The organism is Paenibacillus sp. V4I9, from assembly GCF_030817295.1.
GTDB lineage: Bacteria > Bacillota > Bacilli > Paenibacillales > NBRC-103111 > Paenibacillus_E.
The window spans coordinates 7075946-7092409 of record NZ_JAUSZE010000001.1; the positions used below are offsets into that span (position 1 = coordinate 7075946).

A 16464-nucleotide genomic window follows, 5' to 3' on the forward strand; every position below is an offset into this window, starting at 1 on the left:
TTACTCCTCCTGAATTAACAACTTGATCCTGTATGTTCCCGCATGAGTGCCTGATGCATATAAATCATAGCTCCACCTTGTGATACCGATGCCATATACGGCTTCCGAGGTCAGCTCATGTGTCTCGATTTCGAGTTCCAATCTACCTTGGGGTGTTTGATAAAAGCCAATCCTCTTCTCGCCGGGCAGAAATGTTTGCTCTGCTTGCACGTCACCTTGGCGGACAATTCTTATCTGATTGTCTTCCAGCTTAATGAGCGTCACTGTTCGTCCAAGCTCGTTCGGCTCTTCTTCATAGCGGATGTACGTGTGATCGCCTTTACGATAGAGATCCCCTCGCGCCTTCTGCACGGTTGTCTCGCTCCCGCTTCGACTTTCAATTCGGATCCGCACGCGTTGCTTAGCCGTCATGGTCCGTCATTCTCCTATTCTGCAATACCTGTTTGCACCTTATGTCAGATAAGGCAAGTTAGGTATTAGTTTATATGAAAGGTTCGCTAAATTCAATGTATTACAGGAGATCAGCGTACATAGCGGGGTTATCGTCGAGCCGATTTCTCTGTAAGTTTGGGGAAATAAGACGTACATAGATCCTGAGAGAATCGATTTAGATGTATAAAGTGCAGGCTTTTTTGATAAAAACATTGAACTCGCACCGAGAACCTGCATTTCCTACATCAAATTTGGGTGATTTTTGCGTTTTGGGCAAGTTTCACTGAAATTTAATGTACTTTTCGCAGCTAAATTACCTGAGAAGGCAAGCCAGGGGCGGAAAGCTGGGAATACATACACCGTGTGTACGGGGGCAACGAGCGGTAGGAATACGGGGCAGCCGAGTGAGGATAACGGTAACATTGAGAGTTTGATTACAAGACAGCCGGGTAACCGCGACGGGGACAGTGAGAGTTGGAATACCAGACAGCCAGGCGGGCGAAGGATAGCGGGAGCCAGTCGTACAAGCACAGCGGCAACGTTAGCGCCAAGTACATAAAGAAGGATGCGTCATCAAGAGTAGTCCGACCAAAGTAGGGCATCCGCAACCCAAGCCGCCAAAACAAAAACCGCCAGTGATCCCGTGACATGCACAGAAACAACCGGCGGTTCAATTTCATTATTTAATCAAATCTTCAACAAATTTAGGCAATACAAAAGCCGCTCTATGTAGGCGTGGTGTGTAGTACTTCGTTGGGAATTCCGGGATTGCTGCTTCCTCAACTTGCAGTGGATCGTGCTTTTTGCTGCCCATTGTGAAGGTCCAGAGACCGCTTGGGTACGTAGGAATGTTCGCACTGTACACACGTACGATTGGGAAGATTTCTTTGACATCACGGTTAACTGTTTGGATCAGGTCTGCTTTGAACCAAGGGTTATCCGTTTGTGCAACGAAGATCCCGTCTTCTTTTAACGCATCAAAGATACCTTGGTAGAAGCCTTTGGAGAACAGCTCAACAGCTGGACCAACAGGTTCAGTGGAATCGACCATGATCACGTCGTAGGTGTTTTTGTGATCGTGAATGTGCATGTAGCCATCGTTAACAATGACTTCTACACGTGGGTTGTCTAGTTCGCCGGCAATGGTTGGCAGGTACTTTTTGGAGTACTCAATTACTTTACCGTCGATATCAACAAGAACAGCTTTTTTCACTTTCGGGTGTTTCATGATTTCACGGATTACTCCGCCGTCGCCGCCGCCTACTACAAGCACGTTCTCTGGGTTCGGGTGGGTAACAAGCGCAGGGTGAGCAACCATCTCATGATAGACGAATTCGTCTCTAACCGTTGTCATAACCATACCGTCCAGGGTAAGCATTGTTCCCCATTCTTCGGTTTCGATCATTGAAAGGTCTTGGAAGTCCGTTTGTTCTCTTACATATGTCTCTTTTACTTTTGCTGTAATGCCGAAGCTATCGGTTTGTTTCTCTGTGTACCACAGTTCCATGTTTATACCTTCTTTCGCTGCTATATTTGGATGAATAAATCCTGACATTCGTTGTCTCTAACAGTGTTCCACCAGTTGGAAAAGTCATGCGAAGCGGATCTTTAATTCCCAACCCCTTCACACGCACAAATTGTATTATAGTTCATTACCCCCAAAATGCAATATTTTCCTAGGGTTTTTGAACATTTAACAAAAAATATTTACAATTTGTTGAATACGGACTGCCAAGCTTTTCCATACTGGATAGTAATGCTTTAGAGCATGGAGAAAGGAGGTAAGAAGAGATGTCCGAGAACGAGAACCAACGTCAGCCATCCACAGGCTCACAACAAGCACCGAGGGATAAAGAGGTACCTGCGTCAATGCGCTGGATGCGTCGTATTAAGAAAATGTTCTCATTCCTATTCACTTCCTGCGTTCTGCTCCTTGTCGTGGCAGCTGGCTTTCTCGTCTATTTGCGTGCTCAAACACTGCCCGTTACCAAAATGCTGCAAACCTCCCAAATGTACGATACACATGGCGAACTGATCGATACCTTCTATTCGGGTCAAAATCGACAGGTTGTCTCACTGAGCGAAATATCGCCTTATCTCATTAAAGCAACGCTCGCTGTGGAGGATCAACATTTCTATGATCATTTCGGCGTAGATGTGAAGGCAGTTGCCAGGGCGGCTGTTGTCAATGTGCAAGCTATGGCTAAGGTGCAAGGTGCAGGAACGATAACTCAGCAATTAGCTCGGAATTTATATTTAAATCATGACCGGACTTGGTCGCGTAAAATCAAAGAAACCGTGTTCGCTGTGCAAATGGAAATGCAGTTGACCAAAGATGAAATTCTGACGAATTATTTGAATCAGATCTACTACGGTCATTCGACGTATGGGATTGAAACGGCTTCCGAGCTTTTCTTCGGCAAGCATGCCAGTGAATTAACGTTGGCGGAAAGCGCTATGATCGCCGGTGTCCCTAAAGGACCTCGCTACTACTCGCCATATTATGACCTGAAGAATGCGATGGATCGGCAAAAGGTGGTGCTGCAGACGATGGTGCGCAGTGGCTTCATTACACAAAGCGCTGCTGACGCCGCAGGCAAAGAGAAGCTGACGATTCAGCCCCTTACGAAGAAGAAGCCCGCCGCAGCCCCCTACTTCCGGGATTATGTACGAGCACTGGCAACTGATAAGCTGGGCATTCCGGAGGAACAGTTCGATCAGGGTGGCATTCGTATCTTCACGACACTGGATAAAAATGCTCAGCAGATTGCTGAGACTGTGATTACGAAGCAGCTGACGGGTAAACTAGACCTTCAAGCCGCCCTGGTGGCAATCGACCCAAGGACAGGAGAAATTAAAGCGATGGTCGGCGGTCGCGACTATTCCGAGAATCAGTTCAACCGTGCACTATCGAATACGAGACAGCCGGGGTCCTCTTTTAAACCGATTGTTTATATGGTCGCTCTGCAAAATGGCTATACACCTGTGACGCAGGTAAAAAGTGAGCCGACGGTGTTTACCTACGATGAAGGCCGTCAACGGTACACACCCAGAAACTTTAACGATCAGTATGCCAATGTTAATATTGATATGCGGCAGGCGATTTCGAAGTCGGACAACATCTATGCGGTGCATACGATTCTAGACGTCGGTCCTGCGAAGGTCATCGATCTGGCTCGCAAGTTGGGTATAGCTTCTCCGATGAAGCCTCTGCCGTCGCTAGCACTGGGTTCCTTCCCCGTGAGCCCACTAGAGATGGCGTCAGCGTTCGGATCGATTGCGAATCAAGGCATACATCATGAAACAACAGCGATTGTGCGTATTGAGGATGCGAACGGTCAAATTTTATATGAAGCGAACCCGCAAGAGGAGCAAGTGCTTGATCCAGCTGTCGCCTATGTGATGACGAATCTGATGGAGAGCGTGTTCGAAGAGGGCGGAACCGGCAACCGCGTAGCCAGCACGATTAAACGTCCGATAGCCGGCAAAACCGGCACGACCGACACCGATGCGTGGCTGGTTGGCTTCACACCGGAGCTCGCAACCGCCGTATGGGTCGGCTATGACAAAAGTAGGGATATTTCCACAGTTGAGTCTCACTTGGCTTCTCCGATCTTCGCGGAATTCACCGAACAAACGTTAGAGGCGATACCGCCTAAGTTGTTCCCGATTCCTGAAGGAGTAACCAGTGTCTATATTGATCCGGTGAGCGGCAAGCTGTCCAATGAGGACTGTCCGAACTCACACATGGAGGCTTTCCTGGTTGGCACGGAGCCGACAACGTTCTGCACAGGCAAACCCGCGAAGCCAGCTTCGAACGATGATCCAAAGAGCACCCCTAAAGGTCAAAACGGCTCTTGGTGGAATGATATCAAACGTTGGTGGAACGACTGATCCGCCTGTTTCCAGAGAACACAAAAAGGCAGAACTAAGCGCGTCTTAGTCTGCCTTTTTGCTGTCCTAGTATATGAGGTAACATACACTAGGGTCTAGTATACAAGGTTCACCCAAACGTAACAATGGATGACACATAATGTTCATAATCTCGATTCATGCGTTTGATCGCTTAGGAAAGTGCATCTTTCAATGCTTGATCCGAGCGATTCCACCATTCCTCGTTGTGTGCGATCAGCTGATTTTTGAGCAGCGCCCGCTCCTTGTCATCCAAGCCGTCGAAGATGAATTTACGCTTCATTGCAGCATCCATTTTGTTCACGTGCTCGGCTAGAATTTTCCACCCTCTGCGAGCTTCTGTGTCAATCAACATTTCGCAAGCTGTCATTCCGGCGTAGTAAGCCCCTTCTTCGGTACGGTCTACTGCCACCCAAACGATCCAAGCTTTACGGCCACTCGGCACATCTTCTTTGTTCGTTGAGAATTTGATGCCTTTTTCGATCTTGCTTTTGGCATGAAGGGTACCTTCGTCCAGGTAGGCCTCATCCCCATCAATAATGACACCAGATACGTTGCTTAGGTCGATCGCTCCGGCACCGAATCCTTTATGGTTCACTTTGGAACTTACTATATTTAAGGCCAGCTTCTTTTTATCCGCTTCCATGAGGGCACCTTCCAGTCTTCGTAATGTTAAAATGACGCTTTGCTTTCATTGTAGCTAAAGTCATCCTCCAGAACAAGGGCTGGTTGCTGTTAGTGTGGGGGGATAGTTACTCGTTACCGTCTTTTACTACTTCACTTCCACCGTGATACTGCCGACGGCCCTTTCATCTATAAAAGCATCCAAACGCCAAACGCCCGGGTTATCAAACCTCATCATTGCGGGAAACCCCGCATCAGCCCCATTCATCGGTACCTTTCCCGGCCAATTCATTTCCCCGACTAAGGCATTATTTTGCAGTAAAACCTGTTTTTTCTCTCCGGTTGTAACACTCACTGCTTCAACGCGGAATTTCTTCCCTGTCAGAGGCTCGCCCTGCTTCCATATGTGCCACATATATTTGTTAGGCATATTTACCTTATAACCCCCTGGACTCAGGAGGCCGATCTTTCCCTTCTCTCCCTGCAATTGATAGCTGCCGCTTTGAAAAACAGGACTTACCTCTGCCTTATCCATCTCTGCTACTGGCGTAACCTGTTCCCCAGATTGTACGTTAACCGCTTTAGGAAACCAAGAAAATTGAGAAAGCACAGTGATGAGAACAATCAGACCAACGAAGCAGCTCAAAACAACGATCACTTTTCTAAATTTATACATCGATTCCACACCCCTTATACCTTATAGACTCATTAATTAGCCACTTCGTTCCCCCTCCTTCTAACAATTCTTTTCCAAGCTCAGAAATATTCCCTAGGTTGTCTACATATACATGCTGTAGATGCTTGTTTAGGCGGGGTGGATATCATGAGTGTTCTATTCAAAAACCGCAAGGTTCAATGGTTCGTTGTCATGCTCCTTGCAGCAGGCACTGTCCTGCTGTCTGAAAATTTGCTCCCATCTGCAAGTAAATGGGCCGTTCCAGTCGTCTCTAAGGATGAAAAGTCTGCTCCGGCGCCGGACATGCAGCCTGCAGATAGCGCCAAGTCATTAGAGAAGCAAGCGCCAACAGCGCTTAGCTATCGTATTGCGGAGTATCACATGAACGTTGCTTATACGCCCGAAACGAGGCAGCTCAATGGGCAGCAAACGTTGACTTGGGAAAATCCGGGAACCGTTCCTGTGCAAGAGCTTTACCTCCATCTGTATCCCAATGCATTTGCCTCAAAGAAAACGACGTTTATGCGTGAATCTGGTGGTAAGCTGCGTGAAGATGAAGCCAAGGCAGACAGTAGTGGCAGTATGAAGTTGCTTTCTGTGAAAACGGTTGACGGCGAGGATCTCAGTATGCGCATGGCGTTCGTGCAGCCCGATGACGGCAACAAGGACGATCATACGCTGCTCAAAATCCCACTGCCTAAACCGGTAGGGGCCGGGGAGCAAGTCACGATCAAGACAGAATTCCTCGTCAAGCTGCCTGCCGCCTTCGCAAGAATGGGCTATGTGGATGACTTCGTCATGGCCGGACAGTGGTTCCCTAAAGTTGCTGCCTATGAACGGATTGGAACAAGAGGACGTACAGAGCCGGGTTGGAATCTCCACCAGTACCATGGAAATTCGGAATTTTATGCCGATTTCGGGATGTATGACGTGAAAATTCAAGTGCCGGCGAACTACATCGTAGCAGCTACTGGTTTCCCCGTTAAGCCTGCTGTGACCGACAACGGGATGAAGACGTACCAATTTTATGCGGATGATGTGCATGACTTCGCTTGGTCGGCATCGCCTCATTTCGTTTATGTGGAAGAACCCTACTCGACCGCACAAATACCCGGGGTCAAGATCAAGCTCTATCTGGATCCCAATCATCAGGACTTGAAGGACCGCTATATGTATGCCGCTAAAAAGGCACTTTCCCGCTACAGCCAATGGTACGGATCGTATCCTTATTCGACCCTTTCGATTGTCGTACCTCCCCCAGGAGGCAACGGTGTGGGCGGTATGGAATATCCAACTTTGGTGACGTCGTGGGATGCTAGCGACAAGAAACCAGATCTAGAGCTAGAACGCGTCGTTGTTCACGAGATTGGACATCAATTCTTCTATGGAATCGTAGCTAGCAATGAATTCGAAGAAGCTTGGCTGGATGAGGGCTTTACCTCCTATGCAGAGGATAAAGTCATGGAAGCGGAGTACGGGGTGTCCCCTAATTTACCTGTCGAGTCAAGCTTTATTACATCTCCTCATACCCTGCAGCAGAACTCATGGGCCTATACGGGACATGATCAATACGCAGAGAATGTGTACACACGAGGAAAGCTCGTACTTAAAGCCATTGAGAAACAGGTTGGCAGTAAGACGATGGACCGCATCATGCGCACTTATTTCCAACGATGGGAATTCAAACACCCTTCTACGAAGGACTTCCAGAACGTTGTCGAAGAAGTGACCAAGACGAAGTGGGATGATTTCTTCAATCAATATGTATACGGCGCCATGATGATGGATTATTCGGTGGAGAGCATCCGAGTCAAATCCTTGGGCAGCAAAGGGGCAGAGTCCTACGAAAGTGCAGTTCTCATCTCCAAACGCGGCGGCAATTCGCCTGAAGTGCCGATCCAGTTCCATTTCTCTGACGGCACTGTACTGGATAAAACATGGGATGGTAAAGAAAGCAGTATCGAATTCAAATTAACCCACAAGACTCCTGTAGACTGGGTTCGAATTGATCCTAATTACTCGCTCGTGCTGGAAAATAAACATATTAATAATTTTATGCAAACGCAAGTGGATACGAAGTGGAAAATCCGTTGGAATCTCGGTCTCATTCAATTCCTGCAAGCCATTTTCGGCTGGGTCGCCTGGTAAGCGACTAAAGCAAAACTCTTAGGTACATGCTTACGAAGTAAGTTTTGCTAAAGCAAAACTCTTAGGAGGGACAACTGTGGCAACTTATATCAAGTCTGGCTTCAGGGCGGCTTTACGGCAACCTTTCGCCACGATCGTCTTGTTCCTGTATCAGATGGGCTGGGGCATCCTGCTGTATAAGCTTGTACAGGGTGTTCTCGTCCCTCTCATGCACCGCTATCCAGGTGGCGAGCAGCCGAAGCAAGCGCTGCAGCTATTTCTAGCTGAAGGACAGTTCCAACTGGTCAAAACCGATCTTAGCCATTCCTACCTCTGGTGGCTGGCTGCTCTACTTGTTATTCGCATGCTGCTCACCCCCATGTTAAATAGCGGCGTCTACTATTCGCTGACCCATTCCCAGCAAAATGCCGGCTATCGCTTTTTCCGAGGCATCAAGGAGCTCATGCTCCCATTCCTAATCGCGTATGTCGTTCGAATCTCGCTTTCCTTACTGCCGCTCGTATGGCTGTTTCCTAAAGCGCAAAAACAATTCGCACATACCACTTCGTATGAGCAAGCAGTTCTCCAATTGCTGCCTTGGTTTCTGGGCTTGCTCGTCTATGGCTTTCTCTTACATCTTCTTTTTATGTACGTACAATTCGCGGTTGCTGCCAAACTTGGCATTTTGTCCACCGTCATCACTTTCGTTCGCAGTTTTCTTCCTATTATCGGGCTTGCGCTTATCCTCCTGCTCGTCTCGGGACTATTGGCAGGGGTCACTGTCACTGCAACTTACATCTGGGCAGGTCTGGTAGCGCTAATCATTTATCAGCTCTTCCCGCTTTTCCACATTTTCATCCAAATGTGGGCCATAACATCCCAATATCAGCTTCTTTCTGCAAAAATGGACAGTTAAAAACAAATAAAATAAGTTAAAGTTGGCTTATATTGGTTCTCCCCCTTGCAAAAGGGGCTTTTTTTTGTCTCTTTTCCGAACTATTGACATATTTTTAAGACAAAATGCATAGAAAAGGAGGAATTTCGATGTTTATGACGAATTACAAGGACTAGCATCAAAAAACCAAATATTTCATGCCGAATTCCCCATTTTTTGGGGAAACGGGGGAACCACACCGGGTGAATTGATCTTGCAAGACAGGGATCATAGGGAACCTTCAACCGAACCCTCCAGCTAACCTCGTAGGCACCGGAAGGAGACAAGCAGTTGAGAAAGATTGTTGTTCTTGTTTTTAGTCTTGTTTTGTTTTTGAGTGTAGGTTTAGGAAGTGTGTCTGCGTCACAATCCACTTTGGATGAAACGGTTGACGGATTGCTCGGAATTCCGTACAGAGATGCGGGAACGACAACAAGAGGCTTTGACTGCTCTGGTTTCACCGCATACGTTTTCGACAAATTCGGCATTGACCTTCCGCATAGCTCAGCATCTCAGAATAAAGAAGGCTACTGGATTGACAAAAAGGATCTTCGCAAAGGTGATCTTGTGTTCTTTGACACAAGCGGCGGCAAAGGTATCTCTCACGTAGGTATCTACCTTGGAGACGGTGAATTCATTCACTCTGCATCCAATGAAGGTATAGTGAAAAACAAACTTAGCCAATCTTATTACGCGAAGCGGTATGTATCAGCCCGACGTGTTCTGTGGGATGATATCTACAACCAATTAACTGCTGAATCCAAGTAAATTCTTGCACGATTCATGAATGAAGCCCGGAAAGCCCCGCTCGAAAGAGCAGCTTTCAGGGCTTTTATTCATTTCGGAGGCATAGCGTATAAAGAGAAGCTTGTAACTTGACATCGAATGTTAGCCGTTCTATAATAACGGCATGTCGTTTTCTAGGGTTCCGTGGCGTTCATCGCCAGTCTGGTCCAAGGGGAAACACACAGCGAATACGCTGTGGTCACGGAGGGGAAAAAGCCCGGGAGTCATATCGCTTTAGCGATATAACTCCCGGGCTTTTTCCTTTTTTTGCGACTTAATAGGTACGTATAACAAATTCAAGAGGAGTGATTCATCATGGCATGGTTATATCTCGTCATTGCAGGTGTATTTGAGGTAGTATGGGCGATCTCGTTGAAATTTTCTAATGGTTTTACACGTTTAGTTCCTTCCAGCGTCACGATCGCAGGGATGATTGTAAGTTTTTATTTTCTAGCGGCAGCCACGAAAACTCTTCCCATCGGCACAGCATACGCGGCTTGGACCGGCATTGGTGCTGTCGGTGCGATTATTATCGGCACCCTTTTTCTAGATGAACCCATTAGTTTAACAATGGATCTTGTTCATGATTCTGATCTTAGTTGGTGTTCTAGGTCTTAAATTTACTTCTGGGCATTAGGGATTTTGAATAAATCGGACCCTATCTATGCAGATTAAGCCATACAAGGAGGGAAATTCAACGTGAATACATCTGATGATATCAATCGAAAACAGAATCGTAATGACCAGTTTCTCGGGGAGGGGTTAGAAGTTGACTCCGATGTTAACGAGGATCGCAACCGAGAGCAGCAATTGGACGATTCGTTTCAGTACTGGTACAGAAACGTCGGTTATTGGGTGCAGCAAAAGGAAGATTTGACTCAGGTACCGAAAGAGAACGTCTTCGATGCCGCCGCTGATTTGGATAGTTAAGGTTAACCGACAGTTCAAATATTACATCTAGAATCTATCATTGGAGGTATGAACGATGTCTGACAATACGAATAACGTTGATGTAAACAAAACGAGTATCTTTAAAAACGGGGTTCAATCCGCAACAAATTATGTACAGAACGCCATTGAAAACGTAACTGCATCCTCGCAAGACGCAACTCAAAACTTAGTGAATAACGTAATGAAAAAACGACAAAATGAAAATAATAAATAATTAGATTGAAGATGTGAATTTTAATGAGGAATTCATTGTTCTATTGGGAATCCCATATAGAAAAAGCTTAGTCAGAAAGCAGCCGCAGGGCCTTGACTAAGCTTTTTTTGTTGGTCTAATGTATATCGTGAGTACTGACGCGAAATTAATTATTATGCAACTGTGTAGCTGACATACCAGAAGCTGTTTCCCACAAAAATTCGCAAATGCTGAGATAAGGGCTTAAAAATGTCGTTTAGTTCTTCATACGAGTAGTAGTTTTTGATAATTTCATGCATGGATCCGTCAGCCAGCTCGCGTCTTTTGTAGGTATCCTCACTATGTTCATTCGTTAGCAACTCTCCGCCTCTTCCGGACACGTAAACATTATCGGCGATAAAGACGCGGGCACCTGTGCCTAGACGTTGGTGGAAACTCTGCAGAAATGACTCGATCCGATTCTTCGGAATATGTGAAAACCAGAAGTTGGCAAGACCAAAGTCGAAAGCCCCTGTCACTTCGGAGAGCTGGTACGCATCTCCCTGAACAAATGCTGCATTTGAAGCTGGCCAAGGCTTCGATTTAGCAATTTGCAGCACTTCTGGACGAATATCAACACCTACGATGTGCTTAGCAGTGCCCGCCGCAATTTCGGTCCAATACCCTGTCCCACAGGCTACCTCAAGTACGTTGCGACCCTCCACCTGCTTCCTAATCATTGCTGCCAGAAGTACAAGCTCTTGTTGGAACTCAGCGTCCTCCCGATGGTAAATCCGTTCATACTCTTCCGCTCGGGCGCCGTAGTATTCTTGCATTTTCACTTTCTCCTCGTTTAAAAGCTGATGCTTATCCTTCACTTCGTGGAGAATTCGTTGTCTGGCTGCCAATAAATCAGCGAAAATAGCGCCACCCTGTGCGGAGTAGTTAGCTAGCAAGCCATGCGTGGCCATCACAATTAGCTGTGTCATCGACAGACCCGTTTCGTCGGCCATTTGCTCTAGGTCCGACTTTACTTTCTCCGGTAAGTAAACAGAGAGTCTTTTGGTTTTGTCATTCTTGTTATCCACGTTAGGCATCTCCCTCATGATTTTCCATTATTTTAACATATATTATGTGTTAATATAACACTTAAATTACTTTTTGACGGCAAGTTAAAAATTGAGGCTGCATTTTTAGAACTCTATCAGCTATTAACCCTCGCAAATCACTCTATCAAACATAGAATACTTTGTAAGTAAATTCATATTTTGATAGGAGATGGTTAGATGATTAAGAAACAACGTATCGCAGGTAGACCGACTAAAATTGTTAGACTTCCTAAATGTTCAGGCCTACCGAGAACGAAGGCAATGCTACTGTACCACGCTCAACTGAGAAAGCACAACAGACTAGGAGCAGGCCGCTTTCTGAGCCAGCGTACAATCTCGATCGGAACCGATAATTCTTGGTTCAACGCCCAGATCATTCCTCGTAATCCAGCATGGGTACCGGTGACTAACGCCAACTATGTATGGTACTCCGGCAATCTGAGCGCTGAGAATGCCGTCATTTCGACACGATTCTCGCTCTCGCAGCGGAGAGCCATTCTCGCCGCATCGCTCTTCTTGTCGGTCGACAATTACGCTGTTGTGATCATCAATGGTGTGCCGGTGGTCTATGATGCACCACAGAATACCCCTTCATTCTACAACACTGGTCGCACCTTCAACGTACGTCGCTTCTTAAGACAGGGTCGTAATGACATCGTCATCATCGCTTTTAACTTTGGTGGACCTCGTAGTGATGCTGCGCCTGCAGGCGTAGCTGCTAGATTGGACATCCAACTCAGCTCATTACGACGATAATTCACATGGAAAAAGGTCGGAGCCCATCCTCAGGATGGAACCCCGACCTTTTTTTTGCTTTTACATCAATTGACGTTCACTGCCGTAGCGGTGTTTGAGCTGATTCAAGAAAAACTGCAGTGCTAGGAATAGTCCTGCGAAGCTGGTGCCTGCACTCAGAATAATCCATGGATGCAGTCGAATGTACCTTGAGCCATAGGCGATTAGCGATAACCATTCACCCGATGTTGTGATGGCAATGGAATAGCCCGCATCGCTATCACCAATTGTCTCAACCCCGCCAAGTACAATGTTAAAAACAGCCAACTGCCCTAACAAGAAAAGCACCTGCATGAATTCGCTCAGGAAGATGAACAACATTTCATTTCTCATACAGGGAACCAAATGTCGCATCGTTCGATGGTATACAGAACCACCCATCAAACGTGATGCCTCAATAAAAAGTCGTTCATTATAATAACGTGTCCGATCTGCCACTTGATGGGCTAACGGGAATATCCCAATGAATGTGACTAGGCTAACAAACGTAACCGTGAACAGCAGCTGGTAATGCGGGTCCGCCTTCAGCCCCTGATCGAGCCGCAGCCCAAAGTACATGCCTGCTAAAGGCGGGAACAAAAAGACAAATGCAGGCATAGAGGAAACGACCCACTGCATGGAGCGAAGAATGCTCCATCCTCTGCCCGTAGTCCCGCTCCACAATCCCCATGGGAGGGCAAAAACAAAGCGAATCAAAGTTAACGCTAATGCCGTACCCAGTGTATATTTCAACCCATTCAACAATAAGCTCAGCACATCAAAGCCCCTATGATCGGTGCCCAGCAGGAAGGTGCTGTTCGGCGCGTATGGAGGAATGCTGTATCTCGTTTTACCATCCTCTTGATATTGGAGCATATTAATCTTGTCATCCGGTGTAACCCCATGGGGCATCAGCCATGTGCCGAATATCATCACAAGCAGGATGAGTACGATGAGTGTAATCGAACAGTAGTAAGCAGTTGATGAGCGTTTCAACATCGTCAAACCACCTCCCCTGTCCGAACAATACACTTCTTGCGCAGCAGTGCGTAGAACACATGAAAAGCCATAGCGACTAGCGCAAGTGCCATACAGATAGCCGACATGGAGGAGACACTCTGTAATGCTGGGGAGACGATAAAGCCTCCCAAGCCGGAGATTCCGCAGATGGCTTCCGCAACAGCCATACTGGCAAGTGCCAGTGTGGTCGCTTTGGGTAAGATCGCTAGCAAATCCGCCATTACATTTCGCATAACATGAGAGATGAGCACCTCTCTGCGGGTTAACCCTTTGGCTAGTGCGGTAACCACATAATCCTGTCCAAGTTCACGCGCGATCGCGATGCGAAGGGTGCCGTAGATGGTGACCGAGGGAATCAGCGCGATCGTGAGAAAGGGGATGAGGAACGGCGTCTTATCACCGACTTGAACAATAAGCAGCACAAAGTGTCCCAAATATTTTGTCGCATAGATCGCCCCCAATTGGATGAGAACGATTAAGAAAAAATCAGGCAAGCCAACAAGCAAGGCATGTGTACCATCCATCAAGGCACCTAATCGGCGGAACATGGATGCTATCATCGTAAATAGCACACTAAGCACAATCGCAAGCAGTAAACCAGGAATGAAATAAGTGCATGTGCGAAGAAGCATGTTGGGGAGCTCACCAAGAACAGCAACCTCTTTCCTATTGAAAGGACTGCGGAATTTGCCAAAATCACCATGAGCGAAACCTTTGATTTGATCTATCAGCGAATAACCGTAATAACGCCAGGAAATAATGGGATACTCAAGAGGCACAGTTGTAGCGCGAAATATGCCTTTAATGGACGTTGTCTTTCCGATGTAGTCCCACGACTTTCCATAAGGAACAGACAATACGCCTCCTTTTTCATTCAGAACTTGGCTGCCAGGCAACTGCTCACTTATTTTCTGGATGCTCGTATCCGGACCTATAGCGACCCGAATCTGATCCGGCTGCGTAGATAAAAAGGCATTACGGATATTGCTCAGAAAGAAGATGCACACAAGTGTAAATACCCCAAGCAACAACCACCGAAATATCGACTTCAACTATCGTCACCTCGCTCTATTATTCACCGTTGGTAGATAACTATTGTCATAGTTTATCACGATTCATTTGGAAGTTCTATCCTATCTTTGGGAATAAAAAGAGGCTGCAGCGAACTAGCCTAAGCTAGCTTGCTGCAGCCCAGCTCAAGAGCTGAACTGCGCTTGGTGTAAGCGGCTGTACACACCGCCAACAGCGATGAGCTCCTCGTGCCCGCCCTGCTCGGTGATGCCTTGCTCCGTCACGACGACGATACGATCGGCATTCTTGATCGTCGCCAGCCGGTGGGCAATGACTAGCGTCGTGCGGCCACGCGACAGCTCGGAGAGCGACTGCTGAATCGCCGCCTCTGTCTCCGTGTCGAGTGCCGACGTCGCCTCATCGAGGATGAGAATCGGCGGATTCTTCAAGAACATCCGCGCGATCGCGAGGCGCTGCTTCTGACCGCCAGAGAGCTTAACGCCGCGCTCACCTACAACCGTATCCAGCCCCTTCGGCTGCGTCTGGATATAAACCTCCAGCTGCGCACGCCGCGCAGCTTCCCAGATTTCCTCATCCGTCGCGCCAAGCTTGCCGTACGCGATGTTCTCCCGCAAGGTGCCGGAGAACAGGAACACATCCTGCTGCACGATGCCGATCTGACGGCGCAGCGACTCCAGCTGGATGCTGCGAATATCGAGGCCATCAATGGAAATGCTGCCCGCACTCACGTCATAAAATCGGGGCAGCAGGCTGCAGATCGTGGTCTTCCCTGCACCTGATGGACCCACGAAAGCAACGGTTTCTCCCGCACGAATAGATAAGCTGATATCATTCAATACACGGGCTTCATCCCCGTAGCCGAATGACACCGAGTCGAACGTAATTTGACCATCGAGATGGCTAACCTTCATTGCATTCGGCTGATCAGCTACCTCTGGCTCCGTATCAATGACTTCAACATACCGTTTAAAGCCGGCAATTCCCTTGGGGTAGCTCTCAATGACATTATTAATCTTCTGAATGGGACCAAGAAAAACGTTCGTTAAGAGAACGAAAGCAATAAATTCTCCATAGGTAATCTGCTTGTCAATCACGAACCACGTGCCGCAAATAAGAACGAAAACCGTTACCAGACGCATCAAAATGTAACTCAGCGAAACATTCCACGCCATGATTTTATAGGAAAGCAGCTTCGTCAACCGGAACCGTCCATTGTTATCCTCAAACAGTTTCTTCTCATAGGACTATTTGCGAAAGCTTGAACAACACGAATCCCGCCAATATTGTCTTCGACTCTTGCGTTAATATCGGCAAGGTCGCCCATCATTCGTCGGAACGTTTTCGTCATTTTTTGATTAAAATACACCGCTATCCATAGCAAGAATGGGACAATAACGAAGGTTAGGAGCGCTAACTTCATATTAATATGAAGCATAAGCAGGAGTGCACCGATCAGCGTCATAACCGCGATGAACAAGTCCTCTGGGCCATGATGCGCAACTTCACCAATTTCTAGTAGATCGTTTGCCATACGGGACATCAATTGACCCGTTTTGTTATTGTCATAGAACCGAAATGAGAGCTTCTGCAGATGATCGAACATCTTTTTCCGCATATCCGTCTCGATATTAATCCCTAGCTTATGTCCCCAATACGTGACTATGAAATTCAGTACCGTGTTGAGTCCGTAGACAGCAAGCAAGCCCGCGCAGGCCCAAAGAATCCAAATCCAATTCCCGGCAGGAAGCAATTTATCGACGACCTGATTAACAGCAAGCGGGAAACCCAGTTCTAGGAGCCCAGCCACGACCGCACAGGTAAAATCCAAAATAAATAAGTGCTTATAGGGCCGATAATACGAAAAAAAGCGTTTTAACACATATATCTCCACCTTCCTTCGCCTATTATACCTGAT

General features: G+C 47.1%; 15 protein-coding genes, 2 pseudogenes and 2 riboswitches. Of the genes and pseudogenes, 9 read left to right on the plus strand and 8 right to left on the minus strand.

Annotation, left to right across the window (positions count from 1 at the left end; all coding sequences use genetic code 11):
• The gene (locus tag QFZ81_RS32625) at window positions 1-411 is read right to left on the minus strand and encodes a YwiB family protein (RefSeq protein WP_307437706.1); all 411 of its coding nucleotides are present in this window, start codon (window positions 409-411) and stop codon (window positions 1-3) included.
• Between the two features lie 283 nt (window positions 412-694).
• Between QFZ81_RS32625 and QFZ81_RS32630 the strand changes: the two genes are divergently transcribed.
• The gene (locus QFZ81_RS32630; protein WP_307605974.1) at window positions 695-991 is read left to right on the plus strand and encodes a hypothetical protein; all 297 of its coding nucleotides are present in this window, start codon (window positions 695-697) and stop codon (window positions 989-991) included.
• 120 nt (window positions 992-1111) lie between these two features.
• Here QFZ81_RS32630 and speE read toward each other — a convergent pair whose 3' ends face one another.
• Window positions 1112-1939, minus strand: a complete 828-nt coding sequence (gene speE, locus QFZ81_RS32635; RefSeq protein ID WP_307437700.1) for a polyamine aminopropyltransferase — start codon at window positions 1937-1939, stop codon at window positions 1112-1114.
• 284 nt (window positions 1940-2223) lie between these two features.
• Here speE and QFZ81_RS32640 point away from each other — a divergent pair, with 284 nt between their 5' ends.
• Window positions 2224-4326 (plus strand): transglycosylase domain-containing protein, encoded by a 2103-nt coding sequence (locus tag QFZ81_RS32640; protein WP_373463739.1) that lies wholly within the window; start codon window positions 2224-2226, stop codon window positions 4324-4326.
• A gap of 172 nt (window positions 4327-4498) precedes the next feature.
• Here the strand turns inward: QFZ81_RS32640 and QFZ81_RS32645 are convergent, their stop codons facing one another.
• Both QFZ81_RS32645 and QFZ81_RS32650 read right to left on the minus strand, forming a co-directional pair.
• Window positions 4499-4990: a YwhD family protein gene (locus QFZ81_RS32645; protein ID WP_307437697.1), complete on the minus strand. Its 492-nt coding sequence runs from the start codon at window positions 4988-4990 to the stop codon at window positions 4499-4501.
• A gap of 126 nt (window positions 4991-5116) precedes the next feature.
• Window positions 5117-5644: a hypothetical protein gene (locus tag QFZ81_RS32650; protein WP_307437694.1), complete on the minus strand. Its 528-nt coding sequence runs from the start codon at window positions 5642-5644 to the stop codon at window positions 5117-5119.
• A gap of 147 nt (window positions 5645-5791) precedes the next feature.
• On the opposite strand from QFZ81_RS32650, the gene QFZ81_RS32655 reads away from it, so the two are divergent.
• From QFZ81_RS32655 to QFZ81_RS32680, 6 genes and pseudogenes are all read left to right on the plus strand, one after another.
• Window positions 5792-7792, plus strand: coding sequence for a M1 family metallopeptidase (locus QFZ81_RS32655; protein ID WP_307605976.1), 2001 nt, complete (start codon window positions 5792-5794; stop codon window positions 7790-7792).
• Between the two features lie 76 nt (window positions 7793-7868).
• Complete coding sequence (locus tag QFZ81_RS32660; protein ID WP_307437688.1) at window positions 7869-8687, plus strand: hypothetical protein; 819 nt, start codon at window positions 7869-7871, stop codon at window positions 8685-8687.
• A 167-nt stretch (window positions 8688-8854) separates the two neighbouring features.
• A riboswitch (cyclic di-AMP (ydaO/yuaA leader) is annotated at window positions 8855-8993 on the plus strand.
• Between the two features lie 3 nt (window positions 8994-8996).
• Window positions 8997-9473, plus strand: a complete 477-nt coding sequence (locus QFZ81_RS32665; protein ID WP_307437685.1) for a C40 family peptidase — start codon at window positions 8997-8999, stop codon at window positions 9471-9473.
• 141 nt (window positions 9474-9614) lie between these two features.
• A riboswitch (guanidine-I (ykkC/yxkD leader) is annotated at window positions 9615-9717 on the plus strand.
• Window positions 9718-9806: 89 nt separating this feature from the next.
• Window positions 9807-10128, plus strand: a pseudogene (locus tag QFZ81_RS32670) (DMT family transporter).
• Between the two features lie 62 nt (window positions 10129-10190).
• Window positions 10191-10421 carry a hypothetical protein gene (locus QFZ81_RS32675; protein ID WP_307437679.1) on the plus strand — a complete coding sequence of 77 codons (231 nt, stop codon included), beginning with the start codon at window positions 10191-10193 and terminating at the stop codon, window positions 10419-10421.
• A 55-nt stretch (window positions 10422-10476) separates the two neighbouring features.
• Complete coding sequence (locus QFZ81_RS32680) at window positions 10477-10656, plus strand: hypothetical protein (protein ID WP_307605977.1); 180 nt, start codon at window positions 10477-10479, stop codon at window positions 10654-10656.
• Window positions 10657-10808: 152 nt separating this feature from the next.
• Here QFZ81_RS32680 and QFZ81_RS32685 read toward each other — a convergent pair whose 3' ends face one another.
• Window positions 10809-11702 carry a class I SAM-dependent methyltransferase gene (locus tag QFZ81_RS32685; RefSeq protein ID WP_307437671.1) on the minus strand — a complete coding sequence of 298 codons (894 nt, stop codon included), beginning with the start codon at window positions 11700-11702 and terminating at the stop codon, window positions 10809-10811.
• A gap of 198 nt (window positions 11703-11900) precedes the next feature.
• Here QFZ81_RS32685 and QFZ81_RS32690 point away from each other — a divergent pair, with 198 nt between their 5' ends.
• A complete protein-coding gene (locus QFZ81_RS32690) occupies window positions 11901-12479 on the plus strand; it encodes a hypothetical protein (RefSeq protein WP_307437669.1) in 579 nt (192 codons plus the stop codon).
• A 60-nt stretch (window positions 12480-12539) separates the two neighbouring features.
• Here QFZ81_RS32690 and QFZ81_RS32695 read toward each other — a convergent pair whose 3' ends face one another.
• The 3 genes and pseudogenes from QFZ81_RS32695 to QFZ81_RS32705 form a co-directional block, all read right to left on the minus strand.
• Window positions 12540-13496, minus strand: a complete 957-nt coding sequence (locus QFZ81_RS32695) for a hypothetical protein (RefSeq protein ID WP_307605980.1) — start codon at window positions 13494-13496, stop codon at window positions 12540-12542.
• 2 nt (window positions 13497-13498) lie between these two features.
• Window positions 13499-14569: an ABC transporter permease subunit gene (locus tag QFZ81_RS32700; RefSeq protein WP_307605982.1), complete on the minus strand. Its 1071-nt coding sequence runs from the start codon at window positions 14567-14569 to the stop codon at window positions 13499-13501.
• Between the two features lie 144 nt (window positions 14570-14713).
• Window positions 14714-16428 (minus strand): annotated as a pseudogene (locus QFZ81_RS32705) (ABC transporter ATP-binding protein).
• Window positions 16429-16464: the final 36 nt, after the last annotated feature.

Bases quoted from the DNA above. Each gene is read 5' to 3' on its own strand.
- QFZ81_RS32645 (WP_307437697.1), bottom strand. From the start codon at position 4,990: ATGGAAGCGGATAAAAAGAAGCTGGCCTTAAATATAGTAAGTTCCAAA.
- QFZ81_RS32680 (WP_307605977.1), top strand. From the start codon at position 10,477: ATGTCTGACAATACGAATAACGTTGATGTAAACAAAACGAGTATCTTT.
- QFZ81_RS32655 (WP_307605976.1), top strand. From the start codon at position 5,792: ATGAGTGTTCTATTCAAAAACCGCAAGGTTCAATGGTTCGTTGTCATG.
- QFZ81_RS32650 (WP_307437694.1), bottom strand. From the start codon at position 5,644: ATGTATAAATTTAGAAAAGTGATCGTTGTTTTGAGCTGCTTCGTTGGT.
- QFZ81_RS32695 (WP_307605980.1), bottom strand. From the start codon at position 13,496: ATGTTGAAACGCTCATCAACTGCTTACTACTGTTCGATTACACTCATC.
- QFZ81_RS32640 (WP_373463739.1), top strand. From the start codon at position 2,224: ATGTCCGAGAACGAGAACCAACGTCAGCCATCCACAGGCTCACAACAA.
- QFZ81_RS32625 (WP_307437706.1), bottom strand. From the start codon at position 411: ATGACGGCTAAGCAACGCGTGCGGATCCGAATTGAAAGTCGAAGCGGG.
- QFZ81_RS32690 (WP_307437669.1), top strand. From the start codon at position 11,901: ATGATTAAGAAACAACGTATCGCAGGTAGACCGACTAAAATTGTTAGA.
- speE (WP_307437700.1), bottom strand. From the start codon at position 1,939: ATGGAACTGTGGTACACAGAGAAACAAACCGATAGCTTCGGCATTACA.